The 20,360-nt window shown below is 45.8% G+C and carries 15 protein-coding genes and 1 pseudogene; 6 read left to right on the top strand and 10 right to left on the bottom strand.

The features are described 5' to 3' along the window. The first annotated feature begins 227 nt into the window (after positions 1–227). The gene (locus AC5V8P_RS05615) at positions 228–3,818 is read left to right on the top strand and encodes a family 14 glycosylhydrolase (protein ID WP_064797622.1); all 3,591 of its coding nucleotides are present in this window, start codon (positions 228–230) and stop codon (positions 3,816–3,818) included. 181 nt (positions 3,819–3,999) lie between these two features. Here AC5V8P_RS05615 and AC5V8P_RS05610 read toward each other — a convergent pair whose 3' ends face one another. From AC5V8P_RS05610 to AC5V8P_RS05575, 8 genes are all read right to left on the bottom strand, one after another. Beyond that, on the bottom strand, positions 4,000–4,113 hold the full coding sequence (locus AC5V8P_RS05610; RefSeq protein WP_010347020.1) for a putative holin-like toxin: 114 nt from the start codon (positions 4,111–4,113) through the stop codon (positions 4,000–4,002). A 162-nt stretch (positions 4,114–4,275) separates the two neighbouring features. Further along, complete coding sequence (locus AC5V8P_RS05605) at positions 4,276–5,013, bottom strand: ABC transporter permease (protein ID WP_064797621.1); 738 nt, start codon at positions 5,011–5,013, stop codon at positions 4,276–4,278. A gap of 28 nt (positions 5,014–5,041) precedes the next feature. Then, on the bottom strand, positions 5,042–5,752 hold the full coding sequence (locus AC5V8P_RS05600; protein ID WP_064797620.1) for an ABC transporter permease: 711 nt from the start codon (positions 5,750–5,752) through the stop codon (positions 5,042–5,044). Further along, positions 5,745–6,671 carry an ABC transporter ATP-binding protein gene (locus AC5V8P_RS05595; protein ID WP_064797619.1) on the bottom strand — a complete coding sequence of 309 codons (927 nt, stop codon included), beginning with the start codon at positions 6,669–6,671 and terminating at the stop codon, positions 5,745–5,747. The genes AC5V8P_RS05600 and AC5V8P_RS05595 overlap by 8 nt, the downstream gene beginning before the upstream one ends. A gap of 189 nt (positions 6,672–6,860) precedes the next feature. After that, positions 6,861–7,889, bottom strand: coding sequence for an NADH:flavin oxidoreductase/NADH oxidase (locus tag AC5V8P_RS05590; protein WP_196771889.1), 1,029 nt, complete (start codon positions 7,887–7,889; stop codon positions 6,861–6,863). Between the two features lie 320 nt (positions 7,890–8,209). After that, positions 8,210–9,514, bottom strand: coding sequence for an ABC transporter substrate-binding protein (locus AC5V8P_RS05585; RefSeq protein ID WP_064797618.1), 1,305 nt, complete (start codon positions 9,512–9,514; stop codon positions 8,210–8,212). 106 nt (positions 9,515–9,620) lie between these two features. Beyond that, complete coding sequence (locus AC5V8P_RS05580; RefSeq protein ID WP_064797617.1) at positions 9,621–11,267, bottom strand: response regulator transcription factor; 1,647 nt, start codon at positions 11,265–11,267, stop codon at positions 9,621–9,623. Further along, entirely contained in the window at positions 11,260–13,119 is a 1,860-nt protein-coding gene (locus AC5V8P_RS05575) for a sensor histidine kinase (protein ID WP_064797616.1), read from the bottom strand. The genes AC5V8P_RS05580 and AC5V8P_RS05575 overlap by 8 nt, the downstream gene beginning before the upstream one ends. 122 nt (positions 13,120–13,241) lie before the next feature. On the opposite strand from AC5V8P_RS05575, the gene AC5V8P_RS05570 reads away from it, so the two are divergent. Beyond that, positions 13,242–14,138, top strand: coding sequence for a carbohydrate ABC transporter permease (locus tag AC5V8P_RS05570; RefSeq protein WP_081276861.1), 897 nt, complete (start codon positions 13,242–13,244; stop codon positions 14,136–14,138). After that, positions 14,138–14,968 carry a carbohydrate ABC transporter permease gene (locus AC5V8P_RS05565; RefSeq protein WP_063207335.1) on the top strand — a complete coding sequence of 277 codons (831 nt, stop codon included), beginning with the start codon at positions 14,138–14,140 and terminating at the stop codon, positions 14,966–14,968. The genes AC5V8P_RS05570 and AC5V8P_RS05565 overlap by 1 nt, the downstream gene beginning before the upstream one ends. A 93-nt stretch (positions 14,969–15,061) precedes the next feature. Here AC5V8P_RS05565 and lepB read toward each other — a convergent pair whose 3' ends face one another. Continuing rightward, positions 15,062–15,682, bottom strand: coding sequence for a signal peptidase I (lepB, locus tag AC5V8P_RS05560; protein ID WP_064797615.1), 621 nt, complete (start codon positions 15,680–15,682; stop codon positions 15,062–15,064). Positions 15,683–16,013: 331 nt separating this feature from the next. On the opposite strand from lepB, the gene AC5V8P_RS05555 reads away from it, so the two are divergent. The 3 genes from AC5V8P_RS05555 (at position 16,014) to AC5V8P_RS05545 (ending at position 20,184) form a co-directional block, all read left to right on the top strand. Next, a complete protein-coding gene (locus AC5V8P_RS05555) occupies positions 16,014–17,363 on the top strand; it encodes a right-handed parallel beta-helix repeat-containing protein (RefSeq protein WP_064797614.1) in 1,350 nt (449 codons plus the stop codon). A gap of 111 nt (positions 17,364–17,474) precedes the next feature. After that, on the top strand, positions 17,475–19,007 hold the full coding sequence (locus AC5V8P_RS05550) for an MFS transporter (RefSeq protein ID WP_063207344.1): 1,533 nt from the start codon (positions 17,475–17,477) through the stop codon (positions 19,005–19,007). A gap of 49 nt (positions 19,008–19,056) precedes the next feature. Further along, entirely contained in the window at positions 19,057–20,184 is a 1,128-nt protein-coding gene (locus AC5V8P_RS05545) for a glycoside hydrolase family 88/105 protein (RefSeq protein ID WP_064797613.1), read from the top strand. A gap of 71 nt (positions 20,185–20,255) precedes the next feature. On the opposite strand, the pseudogene AC5V8P_RS05540 reads toward AC5V8P_RS05545, so the two are convergent. Further along, a pseudogene (locus AC5V8P_RS05540) lies at positions 20,256–20,360 on the bottom strand (polysaccharide deacetylase family protein); the annotation flags it as partial.

Below are 20,360 nucleotides of genomic sequence, written 5' to 3'. Positions count from 1 at the left end.
CTTCCCTATTATAGCAATCCATAAAAGACACAAGTCTTACTCAGACCCGTGTCTTTTTTTGCACGGCCTAATTTATGCACACGGTTGCTAACGCAAAATGTCATATTTGTCCACCTTTAATGTGCAATAAATTCTTCTATTTTGTGCAACCGCTTGCTTTATACTATTTTTGTAGACGTTTACAAAATGTTGTCGAATTAGACTATGCTTTGGGGAGGATGATCGGTTTGACCTTGTATCGAAGTCTATGGAAAAAAGGGTGTATGCTTCTACTAAGCCTTGTGCTGTCTCTGACCGCCTTCATTGGCTCACCCTCTAATACGGCGAGCGCTGCGGTTGCAGAGGATTTTCAGGCTTCCGTCATGGGACCGCTGGCGAAAATTAACGACTGGGGTTCCTTCAAAAAACAGCTACAAACATTGAAAAACAATGGCGTGTATGCCATCACTACCGACGTCTGGTGGGGCTATGTAGAAAGCGCAGGAGATAACCAGTTCGATTGGAGCTACTACAAGACCTATGCAAATGCCGTGAAAGAAGCGGGACTGAAGTGGGTCCCTATCATCTCAACGCATAAGTGTGGAGGAAATGTGGGAGATGACTGCAACATCCCACTGCCAAGCTGGCTGTCGAGCAAGGGCAGTGCAGATGAAATGCAGTTCAAGGACGAAAACGGCTATTCCAATAGCGAAGCCCTTTCCCCATTGTGGAGCGGAACCGGTAAACAATATGACGAACTGTATGCCTCATTCGCTGAAAACTTTGCCGGGTATAAAAGTATCATTCCCAAAATTTATTTGAGCGGCGGTCCTTCTGGGGAACTGCGCTATCCGTCCTACTATCCAGCAGCAGGGTGGAGCTACCCGGGACGAGGCAAGTTCCAAGCTTATACTGAAACAGCCAAAAATGCATTCCGCACAGCTATGAATGACAAGTACGGATCATTGGACAAGATTAATGCTGCTTGGGGCACCAAGCTTACTAGCCTTAGCCAAATCAATCCACCGACCGACGGGGATGGATTTTACACGAATGGCGGATATAATTCCGTGTATGGAAAGGATTTTCTGTCGTGGTACCAAAGCGTACTTGAGAAGCATCTAGGTGTCATCGGGGCAGCTGCCCATAAAAACTTCGATTCTGTGTTCGGTGTCCGGATCGGGGCCAAAGTTTCCGGTTTGCACTGGCAAATGAACAATCCTGCCATGCCGCACAGCACGGAACAAGCGGGTGGATATTATGATTACAACCGTCTCATTCAGAAATTCAAGGATGCCGATCTAGACTTGACATTTACTTGCCTAGAGATGAGTGACAGTGGCACAGCACCGAATTATTCGTTGCCGTCCACCCTGGTTGATACCGTCTCCTCCATCGCGAATGCCAAGGGTGTTCGCCTGAATGGTGAAAATGCACTCCCGACAGGCGGCAGCGGCTTCCAAAAAATCGAGGAGAAAATCACGAAGTTCGGTTATCACGGGTTTACGTTATTGCGCATCAACAATCTCGTCAACAATGACGGCTCACCAACCGGTGAGTTGAGTGGATTCAAACAATATATCATCAGCAAAGCCAAGCCTGACAACAATGGCGGTACAGGCAACAAAGTAACGATATACTATAAAAAAGGCTTCAACTCGCCTTACATTCACTATCGTCCGGCTGGCGGTAACTGGACTGCTGCACCTGGTGTGAAAATGCAGGATGCCGAAATAAGCGGCTATGCTAAAATTACCGTCGACATCGGTTCTGCTTCCCAATTGGAAGCCGCCTTTAATGACGGCAATAACAACTGGGACAGCAACAACACCAAAAACTACTTGTTCAGCACAGGCACTTCTACGTACACGCCTGGTAATAGCGGCAACGCAGGAACAATCACTTCAGGCGCTCCATCGGGCGCGAATCCTGGGGATGGCGGCGGTACAACTAACAAAGTAACGGTATACTACAAAAAAGGCTTCAACTCACCTTACATTCACTACCGTCCGACTGGAGGTAACTGGACTGCTGTGCCTGGCGTGAAGATGCAGGACGCCGAGATTAGCGGCTATGCTAAAATTACTGTCGACGTCGGTTCTGCTTCCCAATTGGAAGCTGCTTTTAATGACGGCAATAACAACTGGGACAGCAATAACACTAAAAATTACCTTTTCAGCACTGGAACTTCTACCTACACACCCGGCTTGAACGGAGCCGCAGGATCTATTCGAACAGGGGCACCCTCAGGAAGTACCATCAGCGTAGTGGCTTCCACCTACGCAACCAACCTCAACGAAGTGGCGGGACCTATCCAAACCGAAAAACTTTCGGGTGTATCCTTAAATGTAAGCACTTCTACCTATACACCTAACGTCAACGGACTTGAAGTAACTGATCAAACGGAGGCGCTTTCGAGCGCCTTCACCTCTGCAGATCTGGATACCCTCTCCAAGCCCACTCCCCTTGGCACAGACTGGAGCAAACAAAGCATTTATTTTATCATGACAGACCGCTTCAGCAACGGGGATACATCCAACGATAACTACGGTGGCTTCAATTCCAACAACAACGATCAACGCAAGTGGCATGGTGGCGATTTTCAAGGTATTATTAACAAACTCGACTACATTAAAAATATGGGATTTACCGCAATCTGGATTACACCGGTAACGATGCAAAAAAGTGAATACGCTTACCACGGCTATCATACGTATGATTTTTATGCGGTTGACGGACATCTCGGAACCATGGACAAGCTCCAAGAGCTGGTTCGCAAGGCACATGACAAAAATATCGCTGTGATGCTGGACGTAGTCGTGAATCATACGGGTGATTTCCAGCCAGGGAACGGCTTTGCCAAAGCTCCTTTTGACAAAGCAGACTGGTATCATCACAATGGTGACATTACAGGAGGGGACTACGACTCCAACAACCAATGGAAAATCGAAAACGGTGATGTAGCTGGACTGGATGACCTGAATCATGAAAACCCTGCTACCGCCAACGAGCTTAAAAACTGGATCAAATGGCTGCTTAATGAGACAGGCATCGATGGACTGCGGTTGGATACCGCCAAGCATGTACCAAAAGGTTTTCTAAAGGATTTTGACCAAGCCGCCAATACCTTCACCATGGGCGAAATTTTCCATGGCGACCCTGCTTATGTGGGGGATTACACCCGGTATCTCGATGCAGCACTAGATTTTCCGATGTATTATACAATCAAGGACGTGTTCGGACACGATCAATCCATGAGAAAAATCAAGGACCGCTACTCCGATGATCGTTACTATCGCGATGCCCAGACCAACGGTGTATTTATCGACAATCATGATGTAAAACGTTTCCTGAATGACGCCTCCGGCAAGCCGGGTGCTAACTATGACAAATGGCCACAGCTCAAAACTGCTTTGGGCTTTACTCTGACATCACGCGGAATTCCAATCATCTATCAAGGCACTGAGCAAGGCTTTAATGGCGGAGATGATCCCGCCAATCGGGAGAATATGGTTTTCAACTCCAACCATGACTTGTATCAGTACATTGCTAAGCTGAATAATGTGCGCAATAACCACCCTGCTCTGCAAAACGGCAGCCAAAAGGAAAAATGGGTGGACGACTCCTTTTACAGTTTTCAGCGCTCTAAAAACGGTGACGAGGCCATCGTATTTATCAACAACTCCTGGAATAGCCAAACCCGCACGATTGGCAACTTCGATAATCTGTCCAACGGAACTCGCCTGACCAACCAGCTAAGTAATGACTCCGTTCAGATTAACAACGGTTCGATCACTGTGACTCTTGCTCCAAAGGAAGTTAAAATTTTCACCAAGTAAACAGCGTTATTCAATTACATTGGTTATTCAGATGTGCTAAAATGAGTTATAGAAGGATATACTAAAAAAGAGCAAGGATGCTGGTAACATCCCTACTCTTGGCAACAGCCGCTTTGAAGAGCGGTCGGCTGTTCAAAGGCGATCTACAGAAATAGACCGTTTTCCCCTTGAGCAGGGCGGTCTATTTCTTTTTGTTTTGGTTCAGCGCAATAACAATGGTAACGATTAATCCGATCAACGCTACTAGTAGCGTGCCGAACATCATCATTAATGTCAGAGCATCCTTAACCTCCACAGGCATCACCTCCCTTCCGGGAGACTTAGCCGACCGCCCACCTAAGCCATTCTGTTGTTACTGGAATTATAGCACGTAAATCCGTCCTTAAGCGACAACATTTTACAGCCCCATCCAGCCAATCTTATATGGACACTCATCGTCCTTTGCTGCTTACATATTCTACTGTGTCTCTATACGGGTATAGCTTCTTAACGCCAATAAAAGCCCTAGTACAAAAATGAAACAAATACTGATGATTCCTCCAGGAACATTCGTAAATGTTCTGCCCAGTGTGCCATGCGGAGAAAACAATAACGGCACGGTCCATGGATAAAAGGTATTTCCAGGTGTATTAACCAAAACAAAATTTAAACACATAACGGTACACATCCCCATAATGGCGGGCACAAATTTTTTCCATCGTATAGCGAAGAACGTAATGATCGGGATGAGCATAGCGTGCATAATAATCATTTTAGTGAAGATTCCAAGCTGATATATAACGATTTCAAAGGTTAGCGGTCTGTCCGTAATTAACATACCCAATAGCGCAGATAGCCCAAATGCCAACAAAAGGCTAACAGCGATGTACATATAAATAACAAGCAGCTTGCTGAAGTAGAGGCGACTCCGTCGAACAGGATTTGAAAACAGAGCAATATGGGTCTTCTCTTGATATTCTCTCGCATAGATATAACAAGTCAAAATGTAGTAGCTCATATACCCCGTTATAAAATTTATGGAAAACACCAAATCCATAAAGTAATCATTCCATCCGTTACGCTCCAAGGAAAGCTTGGGACTTACAGCGAAAGTACTAAAAGTCAAAAATACGGTTACAATTAAGATAAACACACTTAGAAAAAGAATTTTGGTTCCTTTTAGCTTCAAGCATTCTGCTTTGAACAGGGCAAGCATGGTACCCCTCCTTTCAAAAAATCTTCATTTAGGCTCTTCTCTGATATGTCCATATGGATAAAAACAATCCAAGAAGAAAGGTTATGGATAAACTCAACCACGCTATAGGAGTATTGACGTGTCTGATCGCACTTCCTTCATTGGGAGATAAGAGATAGGGCACAATCCACGGGTACCATTCACTTTTGCACAAAAAACTCAAAAATATAGCAGTACAAACTAAGAGCACAACTACCATGATGCTTTTCCAACGTATAGCAAAAAAAGAGGCGATCGGAATCAACATTGCATGCATCACACACATTTTGGAAAATACTTGAATCTGGTATACCCAGATAGTCATCGTTAAAGGTCGATCTGTAATGAGCATACCTAATAATACAGATAAAAACAGAACGAAAAACAAGGATATAATAATAAATGCATACACAACGGCCAATTTACTGAAATAGAATTTAACTCTAGTAACAGGCGTAGTAAACATAAATAGATGTGTGTTTTCCTGATACTCTCTTGCAAAAATATGACCGGTTAATATGTAGTAGCTAATAAATCCGGCTGCAATATTGACTAAGAAAATAATATTTGTAAAATAGTAGACCCAACCCAGTCTATCAATTGAATACCTATGAAAAATAGCACTCAAAGCGAATTCCAGCAGTACAACAGCCAGCAATATAATATAGCTTAACAAGAAGGCTTTAGAGCCTTTAAGCTTAATAAGTTCTGCTCTAATCACGTCGCCCACCCTCTCCTGAAATGAGAGTCAGAAAGTACTCTTCTAGCGTCTGCTTTGTGGTATGTATCTCATAGACTGAAAACTGATGATCTATTAACTGTCTATTTAAGGTGGCTGTATTTTCAATCGGACTATGAATTCTTAGTTGTTGTGAGGATAACACCTGAGATTGTAGCTGCTCTATATGTTTTTGTAGAAATGTTTGTGCTGCATCTGCATCGTCTACCTTTAGATCTGTATATTGCTCAAAGCCTTCCTCTAACTGACTCAGTCGATCTTCCGCTAACAGTTTTCCATTATGTATAATCCCGATGTGTGTAGCTAACTGCTGGATTTCGCTCAAAATGTGACTGGAAATAAGAATGGTTTTCCCTTCTTCCTCGCACAATCGCTTCAATAGCTGACGAATTTCCTTAATTCCAGATGGGTCCAGTCCGTTCGTCGGCTCATCCAATATAAGCAACTCAGGGTCATGAACAAGCGCTCTTGCAATCCCTAATCGTTGCTTCATTCCCAGAGAAAAATCTTTGAACTTCTTTTTTCCGGTGTGCTCTAATCCCACCGTAGCTAGGGTTCGTTCAATTCTCCCATCATCCTGCACCCCCATGTACGTACAGCAGATTCTCAGATTATCGCGAGCACTCAGGTTTTCATATAAACCCGGTGTTTCTATGATCGTGCCAATCTTAGAAAAGATAGATGGATAGTTTTTCTCCAATCGCTCGCCAAATAAAAAAACCTCCCCACTTGTAGGCTCAATCAGCCTCATCAGCATGCGGATGGTTGTCGTCTTGCCAGCCCCATTTTCGCCTAGAAAACCGTAGATACTGCCGCGTTCTACATGTAAGGAAATATCGTCTACAGCTATCGACATCCCAAACTGTTTGCGAAGCTTTTTCGTTTCGATAACAAACTCCATTTCTTTTATCCCCCTATACACGCCAAATACAATTATTATACAAATTACATCATCCACAAAATGTAAGAACGATCACATTTATTCATTTATCAATCATTATCCTGCTAAAAACAAAACAGGCACCCGACGAAGCGTACACTTCGTTACAGGTGCCTGTTTATATATAAACAACGTGGGATTACTTAGGCCTCAGTAGCCACGTTGATATTGTTCAGGTACAGAGGGCTTTTCGCCGCGCAGCGCTACCGCTGCATGGATCGCCCAATACGGATCGCGCAGCAGTCCGCGTCCCACAGCGACCAGATCGGCATCCTCATTGCCGATTACAGACTGCGCCAAGGCTGGGTCATCCAGTACGCCAACGGCGATTACTGGGATGTTCAGCGCCTCGCGGATTTGGCGAGCAAACGGCACTTGGTAGCCCGGATAGTTGCCCGGCTTTCTGGCTCCAGCCGGGCCTTCTCCGCCCGAGCTGACATGGATCACGTCTACGCCTGCCGCCTGATATGCGCGGCTCAGCTCTATGGCATGATCCACATCGTATCCACCATCTACATATTCCACCGCGCTGATGCGGAAGATTAACGGCATACCCGCAGGCATTTCCTTGCGTACAGCCTGAATAACCTCAACGCCGAAACGGGATAAATCCTTACCATACTCGTCATCCCGCTTGTTCGTAACTGGAGAATGGAATTGGTGAATTAGATAACCATGTGCACCGTGAAGCTCAATCGTATCCACGCCTGCTTGAACCGCCCGCCGGGCGGCGTCTGCAAATTTTTGCACCATGCCATGCACTTCCTCCGTGGTCAGTGCGCGTGGCTGCTTATAATTTGCATCCGGGTAGGCGATGGCCGAAGGAGCCACCGGCTCTGCTGCATCCTCAGCTTTACGGCCTGCATGAGCAATCTGAATGCCTACCTTGGCTCCGTGCGCATGAATACCGTCAACCAGCTTCTTATAAGCTGGGACATGCTCGTCTGACCACAGTCCCAAGTCATAATCTGTAATCCGTCCGTCCGGTTCTACGTCCGTCATTTCTATAATAATCAGACCCGTGCCTCCGATAGCTCTGCTCAGGTAGTGAACATGATGCCAATCATTCGGAATTCCATCCTTGGCCGTCACCGAGTATTGGCACATGGGGGCCATGACCACACGATTTTTTAACTCCAAGTCTTTGATTGCATACGGTGTAAACAACGAAGTTTTCAAAACGCTCATCTCCTTTTTCATCTCTAACACATAACTAGAAATACACTCCAAATTACACGGTCTATTATAAGCACAATCGGCACAGTCCAAACGAAACAAAGAGATTCCCCAACCGGAGTATCCCTCGTATTTGTACCGTGCAGTCATTATGTATACGTAATGTTGTTAGTTATATTGCACACAATCTATTATCCACAACTCAATAACTTTTTGCAAGTAAATATTTAAATATTATTAAATATTTTTTTGTCTGCATTTTTGACGGCTCTTAGCAATAACACAAAAAGACGCCCGTAAGGGCGCCTCTGTGAAAATCAATCTTATTGTGCCGAACCTAACTGCGTCCATGCCTTCTCAATCTCTGCAACCGCCTGATCCTTGTTCATGTTACCACTGATATAAGCCTGCATCAGTTCACCAAATTTTTGGTGGAATGTGTCCAGCGAGTAGTTCACAGACAAATCACCGGATTTGGATGTTTTCAAAATACTTTCCATTTCCTTAGGCATTTCCAGATCAGGAAGCGGCGCATCCTTAATTGGAGGAATTACCTTCGCTACTTGGGAGAACCAGTTCTTACCGTATTCTGAAGTGTACAGCCAGTTGAAGAATTCAATCGTTTCCTTGGATACTTCGGAATCCTTGTTGATACGCAGTGCCTGATCGGCACCCGTAATGATGACCGATTGATCCGCTTTGTCACTTACCGGATATCCCATAATGCCAATCTTGAGATCCGGATTAATTTTCTTGATCGCTTCCTCATCCCATGCACCTTTGCCGGTCATAAATGCAGCTTTACCAGAGGCGAAATCACTCACTTCTGCATTGCTATCCCGTTCCAGCGGCTTATCTGTACCATGTTTCACCGTCAGATCAATGAAACTAAAGAAGTTGTTGTACAGCAATGGGTAGTTCTTGATTTTCGCTTTACCTGCAATAAAATCATCAACAAGCTGCTTCGGCTCTACCCCGGCATCCTGCGCTGCAGCATCAACATAGTGTTGGAAAATGTGCTTCCATACCCACCACTCTTTATAGGCATTAGCAAATGGAGTAATGCCCTTCGCCTCTAGCTTGGTAATGGCATCCTGCATCTCCGCAACTGTCTTCGGCGGGGAGGTTATTCCAGCCTTGGTGAGCAAATCTTTGTTGTAAATTAACGCAAACAGGTTTCCCTTGACTGGCAATCCCAGCACTTTGCCGTCACTGGAAGTCATATTCGCCCGGACGGCATCCGTCATGGCTGCTGCCAGCGGTTCATTGGTGAGATCCGCGCTATAATCAGCATAGGTGTCGATGTCGCCTCCAGCCGTGGTCTGGAACACATCCGGTGTACTGCCTGAAGCTATTTTTGACTTAAGAATCGTGTTGTAGTCTGCCTGCATGATCTCCAGATTGATCTTCACATTAGGCTTGACCTTTTTATACTCCTCAATATACGCGTTAAAAGCATCAGTATACTCCGGTGAGGCTGTAAACATGTTTATTGTAACCGTTTTCAAATCTTCTTTGCCGCCAGTGCTTTCTTTAGCCGCGTCTGTGCCGCCGCTGCTTCCGCATCCGCTCAACAAACCGACCGTCAAAAGCAAACTGCCGGATAACGCCATCATCTTCTTTAACATGGATACTCCCCCATCTGTTTGTGATCAACGTCCATGCGCTCATTCTAAAAAATATAGCCTCATTTAAAAAGGCAGATTAGTGAAGCGTTAAGGGTAAAAAAGTGGTTTATTGCAAGCTCACGCGATACTCCGACGGTGAGACCTGATAATAATTGCGAAAAGCCTTGCTGAAATAGTTTTTATCCTTGTACCCGAGCATATCGGAGATTTCCTGAATTTTCAGGCTGGAATCACCCAATAGCTCCTTCGCCTTGTCCATTCTGACCTTCTGTACATATTCGTGAATGCCGTAACCAAATTGCTGCTTGAACAACTTCATCAGATATTCCCGGCTCAAAAAGTAGGTTTCAGCAAAAAACGAGATTTTGATATCTTCAAAATAGTAGCGGTCAATGTACCTTTTGATCTCTGTAATATCAAAGGGCTGGTTTCCCGCTTGAACATGTTGGACCCCAGCAATGTAAAGCTCCAGCATCCGATGTAATCTCTGACTGTAGTCGGCAAAGCTCGTAAAATCAGCAGACAAATCGCCTTCAACCACGCGCCCCAGTTCCCCAAAGGTTCCCTCCTGATTAGACGCGGACACAGGCGTACTCAGCTCAATTGCTGCTTCTCTTAGTAAAAAATGAAACTCTCGCATCAATCGATCCGCATCCTGTAAACGGAAAGCAGGGCCTGATGCCAATTGTTTCAACAGATCGCTCAGCAGCACTTTTGCCCGGTTGGCCTGACCGGTCTGAGCGTCCTTTTGAATCGACAACAGCCGATCCGTCCATGTCATTTCCTCTGATGAACCCATTTGCCGAGGCACCGTATGGAGTATAGATTCCCCCTCCAGCTTCAATACATCCGTGCTGTGAATGAGCATCTTGGCATCCCTATAAGCAGAAGCCAGCTCCACTACGTCTGTACAGAGCTTGCCCACTCCGGCCGCTACCACCATACTGAACAGCCCGCGCAGGTTCGCAACTGCCTTCTGGGCCACTTGTGCCAATAGGAGAGGCATATGTTCTTCTTGTCCTGGCGCCAGGGTACAGACCGAAACGATCTCGCGCTCCCGTCGCGGATGGGGGAAGCTAAAACAACGCAATCGTTCATCTGATGTCTGCGCTAATACATTAGTTATAGCAAAATCCATCAGTTCAACATCGCCATGAAAACGTGTCCTGCGGACCTCATTCCTGTTCAGCAGCTTCAGCACGATGACTCCAAAGCGGTTTTCCGGCCGATCCGCTCCAATTAAAGGGAGTAACGCGGTATTGGCCTGCCTTTTAAAACTGCCATCCAAAATGGATACATACAGCTTCTCTTTCAGCTTAGGCAGTGACATATTCAGCGTAATGCTCTGGCTAATGAACTCGTCCTTGCTTTGCTTGCGGCTTTCCAGAATGTCCACCGCCTTGCGCAGTGCCAGATTCAGATCTTGGCGGTTGATAGGTTTGAGCAGGTAATCTACCACCCGTGATTGAATCGCTTGTCGCGTAAATTCAAAGTCGTTGTAGCCACTAATGACAATGGTCAGCAGATGAGGATGTGCCTTTTCGATCACACGAAGAAATTCAATGCCGTTCATCTCCGGCATTTTCATATCGACCATCACGATATCGATAGGGTGCTGACCCAGCAGCTCCATTCCCAACCTTCCATTCGTCGCCTCATAAATATGTTCGACACCCAGATGATCCCAGTCTCCAACAATACGAATGGCTTCACGTAGCGGTTCTTCATCATCAATAATTAATACGTTATACATGGCTGACTCCTCCCCGGGGAATTTGCATTCTCATTTCCGTTCCCGTTTCATCCGTGAGTATGAATAATCCCGCCTGTTCTCCATACAAAAGCTTCAACCGTGTGTTCAGATTTTTCAAGCCAATATGCTCGCTCTCCCGCTCCTCCCATTTTTCATGGAACGAATCGAGCACCATTTTCAGCTTGTCCTCTGAAATCCCAGGTCCGTTGTCCCTGACTGCAATTGTAGCGTCTGTAGTACCCGATTCGGCCGAAATGACAATCAGAATGCCACTTGATACTTTTTCCAGCGCATGTTTAATAGAGTTCTCTACCAATGTTTGCACGGATAGTCTCGGAATCGGCAGCTCCATCAGTGTATCCTCCCATACCACCTCGACCTGAAGTCTCGCCCCAAATCTTGCCTTTTGCAGACCTATATACCGTTCAATATGCTTGAGCTCCTCGCGGGCAGCTACGATATCCTTGCCATTGATGGAATACCGCAGAGTTTGGGCCAATGCATCTACCATATCCGCCATGTCGAACATCTTCCGCTTTAGTGCCTGTGTGGATATGGCTTGTAAGGCATTGTACAGAAAATGGGGATTAATTTCAGCCTCCAGCGCCTTGAGTATGGCATTCTTTTCGACCAGCTTCATGCGGTAGCGCTCATTAATAAGTTCTTCGGTTCTTTGGACCATTTCGTTAAAATGCAGCGACAAATATGCAATCTCGTCATTCCCTTTCACAGGAGCCCTTGCCCCAAAATCCCCGGTACTAAACCGTTTCATCTGGGTAGATAGCTTATGTAAAGGTCGGGTAATGGCGTTCGAGGTCAATGTCACTAAAATAATAGACACACCTAAAAATAAAGCTCCGATGACATAGCTCCAATTCCGCGTGGTCGTAGCTGCTTCATAAATTTGGCGGTACGGAATGGGCTTGATGAGCTGCCATCCGTTCTTTTCACCAGCATCATAAATGACTAAATACTCCTGATTGCCACTGCGATCTGACCACGTTACTCGCCCGTTTCCTTCCTCTCCAATCTGAGCCAATACTCCAGAATCACGCATTCGTTCATACAACGGAAGGCTATTCACATAAAAGGGAACCCGTTTAGAGCTGAGCAGCATCAGTTGGTCCCCCTCACCCAGTGGGACATTCTGCATGATTTCATCAATAGCGCTTGTATTGTAATAGAAGGACAACACTGCCTGCGGGTGACGGGATGCAATTGATCTCAGCACTCGATGGTAAGCCATAAAACTGGCTTGCGGCGCCACATAGCCCATATCAGAGCGGGATTCCACAAAGGATTGAAAAGCTTCGTTTGCAGTGCTGGCCATCGCCTCTTTATACCAGGGAAGCTTGGGAATATCCGTGTTTATTCCTTTGCGTACTGTAATATTGTACGTTTCCCTAGTCACCACGTAGTATTGATGCCGGTCCGCCACATACAAATAGATCGCTTCCAGGTCATTGCGGGAATAGAACATGTTGCGCAGGTAATTCTCAATGACCATTCGTGCAGCATAATCCTGATTCTCATTGGCAATCGCGTTCATGATATCGTTATAGCGAAGCTGCGGAAGAGCCAGCTGCTGCATCCCCTCCAGGTAATCCTCCAAATTCTGATTGACCAGCAGCAGATTATTTGTTGTGCTGGCGATGCTATGATTAACCGACTCCTTTTCAATCATCTGATAGGAAATAATCGTGAGTGAGCCCACCACCAGGATAATCACCGAGGTAAACAGCAGAATGAGCTTGTTCACTAATTTTTGTGTCATCCGCCTCCACATGGATTGAAGAAATGTTCCTACATGCCCTGACATCATGATAATCGCCCCTTTTGAAAGCGTACACATTTTTACCCTCAACTGTTTTCTTAAATCCATTGGTCCGGCCCTAGGAGCTATCCTATACTTTCATTATATCTTAAACAGCCCGAAGCGAAAGACCGGAAAATGCTGAGAAAAAGAGGTGCGTTATGCTGAGAAAAAGGGGAACACGAGGCGACAAGGGCAGTAAGCTGGAATTTGGTTTATTCACACTGCCCGTAATCTTGTGCATTACAATTGCATTTTATATTCCGTTTTTGATGACGATACGCTATTCCCTGACCAAGTGGAACGGCATATCCAAACATCCAAAATTCGTAGGTCTGGATAACTTCAAGCAAATCTTACTCGGAGATGCTAACTTTGCACATGCAGCCTGGTTTACGGTTAAATATGCCATTCTATACATTGTATTGGTAAATGTGCTGGCTATTTTGCTGGCGCTCGTCCTCGACATGAAGCTCAAAAGCTCGGCTTGGCTACGCGCGGCTTTCTTTATTCCTTATATCCTCAGCCTCGTCATTGTCGGCTTTATATGGAAATTCATCTTTATGCAAGGCTTCGAGTCACTGGGACACAGTACAGGCTGGGGTATCTTCCAGCTCAGTTGGCTAGGCGAGGAAGGGCTTGCGTTTATTTCCATTCTGGCGGTATCCATTTGGCAATCTATTGGCTTTTACATGGTCATTTATATCGCAGGCTTGCAGTCGGTGCCTGAGGATCTAAAAGAGGCTGCCATCGTGGACGGAGCAGGGCCGATTCGGAGATTTTTCAGTATTATTTTACCGATGCTCGCACCTTCGATTACGATCTCGGTCTTCATGGCACTGACCAACTCGATCAAAGTGTTCGATGTTATTTTATCTCTGACTGGCGGTGGGCCGGGAGGCACGACATACAGTATTGCGTATGATATTTACCGAGATACGTTCCAGAACAATCTGTATGGCTACGGAACAGCCAAAGCCCTGATTTTATTCGTTGCAGTGCTAGTCATTACGATTATTCAATTGTCTATTTTCAAACGCAGGGAGGTTGAAGCCTGATGCAACGCAGCCGTACGGGACGTATTTTGCTGGAAGCGGGCATGATTGTATTATCACTGTTATTTTTGTACCCGCTGTTTCTTGCCATTAACAATTCGTTCAAAAGCTTTGCTGAGGTCATGACCGACGTCATTGCACTGCCCAAGCAGCTTTCGCTGGATAACTATGTATACGTATGGAAGTTCATTGACTATCCGCGCTTATTTCTGAATAACACGATCATTACCTTGCTCGGGCTGGCAGGCATCGTGCTGATATCCTCCATTGCTGCCTATAAGCTGGCACGGACGAAAAGCAAGTGGAGCTCCGCCATTTACATGCTGTGCATCATGCCGATGCTGATTCCATTCCAGTCTATTATGCTGACCGTCCTGCGACTGGCAAAAGACTTGAATTTGGCAGACAGCACTTGGGGACTTGGCCTGCTGTACTGGGGTTTCGGAGCCCCGCTGGCAGTGTTTATCTATCACGGCTTCGTGAAAGGCATTCCAGTCGAGATTGACGAAAGCGCCAAGATCGACGGAGCCTCAGGCTTTCGGCTTTTCTTTTCCGTCATCTTTCCGTTGCTGAAATCGGTCACCGCCACCATTGTTATTATCGACGTGATGTGGATATGGAACGATTTCCTGCTTCCGCTGCTCATGGTCAACGGTTCACCTAGCACCAAAACGCTTACCCTGGCCGCCTATACCTTCGTCGGGCAGTATACATCTGACTGGCAATATGCCATGACCGCGATGGTAATGGCTGTGCTGCCCTCCATTATCGTATTTATCTTTCTGCAAAAATATATTGTTAAAGGCGTAGTGGCCGGGGCCGTCAAAGGCTGAGGCAACTACACCCTTACAGATGACCCAAAGAGGACTTGCGTAAACTTTACGCAAGTCCTCTTATCTTCGTGATGCTATGCTCGCATTCTGGCACTATTTATGCTTAACCCATTGGGCGTTATCGATCGGCCAAAAAACCACATCCGCACGTCCAACAATATCCTTGATGGAAACAAAACCAATAGCACGGCTATCCCTACTATTATTGCGGTGGTCACCCATCACAAAGATATACCCCTCAGGAACCTTAGATTCGGTAATGGTCCCATTGGGAAAGTTCACATTATTATATAATTCTCCCTTGGCATGAGCATCTTGGATAGCTTTTTGAATGTATGGCTCCTCTACTTTCTTACCGTTCACATAAAGATGGTCACCTTGATACTGAATGGTATCTCCAGCCACTCCAATAACACGCTTAATAAAGTCTTTTTGTTCCTTCCTCACATGGAATACAACAACCTCACTTGGCTTGGGATCACGAAAATCGTAAATCATCTTATTCACGACCACCCGTTCATCTGTCTTGAAGTTCGGTTCCATAGATGCTCCCTCGACAATAAATGGCGCAAACAATAACCAACGTATAATGAACACGAGCACAATAGCTACAACAATTGCTTTGAGCCAATCTATCATCTCATGTTTCACTCGCGGTTGCTTTTCGTGTAATGCTTCGGAAACTGAATTCGTCAAATGCTTCCCATTCTCCATGCACTAAATCCACCCTTTCTCATGGTTTTATTTCTATTATATGTATTATGTTTAAGTATAATCAAATTTTGCCAGTCTAGCAAAACCATATTTTTAGTTGAAACAAAAGTGTGAACTTTTTTTCACATTAGCAAAAAAGCAATAAAAAACTGTTGATGCAAACGTTAACATATATTACACTGTGCATATACTTCTTAGAGCGTTTTGGACTTATGATAGATCAATCTGTTCCCTCGGGAGGTGTCCTGCCTTTTAATGGAATGACAGCATGAGCCGCTTTTATATGTGCTATCTTCTTTTAAAATATGAACTCAAATAAGGAGGAATTTACATGTTTAAACGGAATGATCGTCCAAAAAACGGACTTAACGCTTTAAGACTCGGTGTTTCTTTTGTTTTTGCTTCTTCTTGCCTTCTTGGAACCGCTTACGCAGATGTCCCATCCAATAACCTTCCCTCTTCCACACTTACAGAGGAGGCAGCCAGTGCAACCAATCCAGCAGCTGTTTCTACCACGTTAGCGGCAGGTGATTTGTATGTGGCTCCAAATGGTAACGTGTCCAATCCAGGCACCATTTCTAGTCCTACCACCCTCGAAGCAGCACTGACACAAATTGCCCCTGGTAAAACGATCTATCTGCGTGGTGGTAACTACGCCTACTCCTCAACGATTACAATTCAGCGTGGAAATAACGGCAGTAACGGCTCACTCAAAGGGTTAGTCGCTTACGGCAGTGAAAAGCCCGTACTTGATTTCTCTGCTCAGGCCTTTGGTTCAGCCAATCGGGGACTTCAGCTTAACGGAGACTTCTGGCTTGTCAAAGGTCTTGAGGTTAAAGGTGCCGGAGATAACGGTATCTATATCGGCGGCAGCAATAACCGGATTGAAAACGTCGAGACTCACCACAATCGGGATACCGGGCTCCAGCTTGGACGTTACTCCCCTAACGCCTCCAACAATGAGTGGCCTTCAAACAATTTGATTTTGAATTCCTACTCTCACGACAACGCCGATCCTGATAATGGCGAGGATGCCGATGGCTTTGCAGCCAAACTGACTGTAGGACCAGGCAACGTGTTCGATAACTGCTTGGCAGCGTACAACGTAGACGATGGCTGGGATCTGTACAGCAAAACGGAAACAGGACCTATCGGTGACGTAACCATTTTGAACAGTGTGGCCCATCACAACGGGCAAACCTCTGACGGAACGTCTACTGCGAACAGTGACGGCAACGGCTTTAAGCTGGGTGGAGACAAGATCAAAGTCAACCACATTGTCAAAAACAGTATTGCTTTCCAAAACAAAAAGCATGGATTCACCTACAACAGCAACCCTGGCACAATTACGTTGACCAATAATACGTCGTGGGACAATGGACAAAGCAATTTCGCCTTTGACAAGGGTGAACACGTGTTCATTAACAATCTCTCTTTCGAGGGAACAGCAAGTGACAAAACAAGTGGTACAGATCAGGATAACTCCAACGTCTGGTGGAAAAACAAAAAATCGACGAATGCCAAAGGCCTCGCAGCCAGTGCAGATGACTTTGTGAGTCTCGTACCTTCCATTACTCGAAATACAGACGGTTCCATCCAGCTTGGTGATTTCCTTAAGCTGGCCAAAGGAAGCGATCTGATTGGTTCGGGTACTCCGAGCGGAAATATAGGGGCGCGGTAATAGCTCCAACTCATCAGGACGCCTGGCCCATCTACCAACCTAGACCATTCTGCATAATATAGCGACCGGTGATTGTCCTCATAACCATACAAATTATGAGGTGAACGGATCATGGAACGAAAAATCACACTGAAACATACACTTGCCTATGGAAGCGGTAACATGCTGGGAAGTGGTGCACTTGCTATTAGTGGTGCATGGTTAATGTACTTTTATACAACCTTCTGCGGACTGTCTCCTGTTCAGGCCGCAGCCATCTTCTCTGTTGCCAGCATCATAGATGCGGTCAGCAATCCGATCATGGGCTTTATCAGCGATAACTTTCACCGAACCCGCTTAGGCCGTAAATTCGGCAGACGCCGTTTTTTCATCATGTTGGGAATCCCGCTGATGCTCGTGTATCCGATGCTTTGGATAGATGGGCTGGGCTTCTGGTATTACCTGAGTACGTACGTGCTGTTTGAACTGGTGTACACCTCTGTCATGGTGCCGTATGAAGCACTAGCGTCCGAGATGACCCGAGACTTCGGCGCACGCTCCAGATTGACTGGATGGAAGGCCATGTTCGGTAAAATTGCCAATTTTGCCGCTGCTTTTATCCCTGGTCGCTTTATTGCTGCTTACGGCAAAGACTCTCCATTGCCGTTCTTGTATACGGGTCTCGTTTTTGCAGCAATCCTACTGATTGCCATGGCATTCTTGTACAAAAACTCCTGGGAACGACCAAGCGAGGAACTGCAAAAGGAACTGGAAGGTGAAGCTCCGCTTTCCTTTATAGATTCCATGAAAAAGTTGTTTGTCGACATTTCCTCTACTTTCCGGGTCAAGACATTTCGTCATCATCTCGGGATGTACCTGGGCGGCTTTTCGGCAGAGTGGCTATTTACTTCAGCTTTTACGTACTTTATTGTGTTCTCCTTGTTCCAAAGCTCTGAAATGGTATCCAATCTGAACAGCTTTAACTCTGTCATTCAATTGATCTCTACCTATTTCTTTATCCAATTCTGTGTGCGTAAAGGGTTTCGTATGCCTTTCATCGCCGCACTTGTCGTCGTTTGCTTTAGCGTAGCCGGTTATGGCCTGCTCTATCTCACAGGAGCCTCTAATACAATGATATGGCTATATGTCATCACCCTGTTCATGGGGCTTGGTACAGGTGGCGTCTACTACATCCCTTGGAACCAATACACGTTCCTTGCCGATGTGGACGAAGCATTGACTGGTCGTCGCCGGGAAGGTATTTATGCGGGGATGATGACTTTTGCCGGAAAAATGGTGCGGGCCGTAGTCGTCTTTATTCTCGGCTGGGTGTTGCAGCACTTTGGCTTTGTATCCGGAGCTGAAAGTCAGCCCGTCTCTGCTCAGCACGCTATCTTTTATGTACTCGTGGTGGGTACGATCGCCCTCGCGATCATCGGTATGATGGCTTCTGTGGTGATGAAGCTGGATATTGACAGCCACAAGAAGCTAATCACGGAGATTGACCGCCTCAAAAATGGTGGCTCCATGAAATCAGCGAAGCCGGAAGCTCGCAAAGTGTTCGAACAGCTGACAGGTTTCAGCTACGACCGGTGCTGGGGCAACAATAACGTGGGCTTCAAGAACAAACCCGTTGATCCCAAGACACATACTCCATCTATGTAAACAGCAATAACAATTACAGATTAAACTTTACTGAAGAGGTGACTGTATCATGGCAAATTCAACATCGCAACCAACAACCAATCCTACAAAAACAGGTTCCTGGGCTGTACGTATGAGCGAGTCCGTACTTAAGCGTAGTCCTGAATTTTTTGAAAAATGGGAATATGACCATGGTGTGATTTACAGAGGTCTGGAGTGGGTTGGCGAACTGACAGGTGATCCCAAATATATGGAATATATTAAAAAACATATGGATCACTTTGTTGATGAAAATGGCGTGATTCAGCGTTATAAAGTAGATGAATACAATATTGATCACGTGAATAACGGCAAGCTGCTCTTCTCTCTGTATCGTGCCACAGGAGATGAACGTTATAAAAAGGCAGCCTTCCAATTACGCAGTCAGCTGGAAAAGCATCCTCGCACCAGCGAGGGCGCATTCTGGCATAAACAAATTTATCCGTATCAAATTTGGCTTGACGGCTTGTACATGGGTGCCCCGTTTTATGCTGAATTTATCCGCGAATTCGGAGACCCGTCAGAATTTGACGATGTGACCCTGCAATTCAAGCTATGCTACAAGCATACACGTGATCCTGAAACGGGTCTGCTCTATCATGCTTGGGATGAGAAGCGGGAACAGCATTGGTGCAACCCGGAAACAGGCTGTTCCAAAAATTTCTGGGGCCGCTCCATGGGCTGGTTTGTCATGGCACTCGTCGACGTGCTGGACTACATCCCGGAAGATCATGCAGATCGTCCCGTCTTGATCGATATGCTGAACGAAACACTGGAGGCCTTGCTGAAGGTGCGTGATAAAGAAAGCGGCGTCTTTTATCAGGTGCTCAACCTAGGCCATGTGAAAGGCAACTATCTGGAAGCATCTGCTTCCTGCATGATTCTGTACGCTATGGCTAAAGGTGTTCGCAAAGGTTATCTGCCTGAGCATTATCGCCAAGAAGCAGAAATCATCCGTAAAGGCATTATTGATGAATTTATCACGATTACTGAAGAAGGACTGGTGAATCTGAACAAAACAGTGCAAGTAAGCGGTCTGGGGGGTAAAGATCGCCGGGATGGTACCTTCGCTTATTATATTAGCGAACCAATTATAACTAATGACCCCAAAGGGATTGGCGCCTTCATTCAGGCGATGGGTGAAGCAGAACGCATCTAAATGATGCGGACTATACTTTAGATAGCACAAAGGACGGTGGCGATGTGCCCCCGTCCTTTCTCATATATATTCTACTTCATAACCTTAAATTCATATCCCTGTTTCTTCAGATATTCTATAATTTGCGGCAATGCTTTGGCTGTTTCTTCTTTACCATAAGTGTCATGCATGAGTAT

The sequence above is a fragment of the Paenibacillus sp. N119s genome, from assembly GCF_059447605.1.
This window is presented reverse-complemented; position numbering and strand designations above follow the sequence as displayed.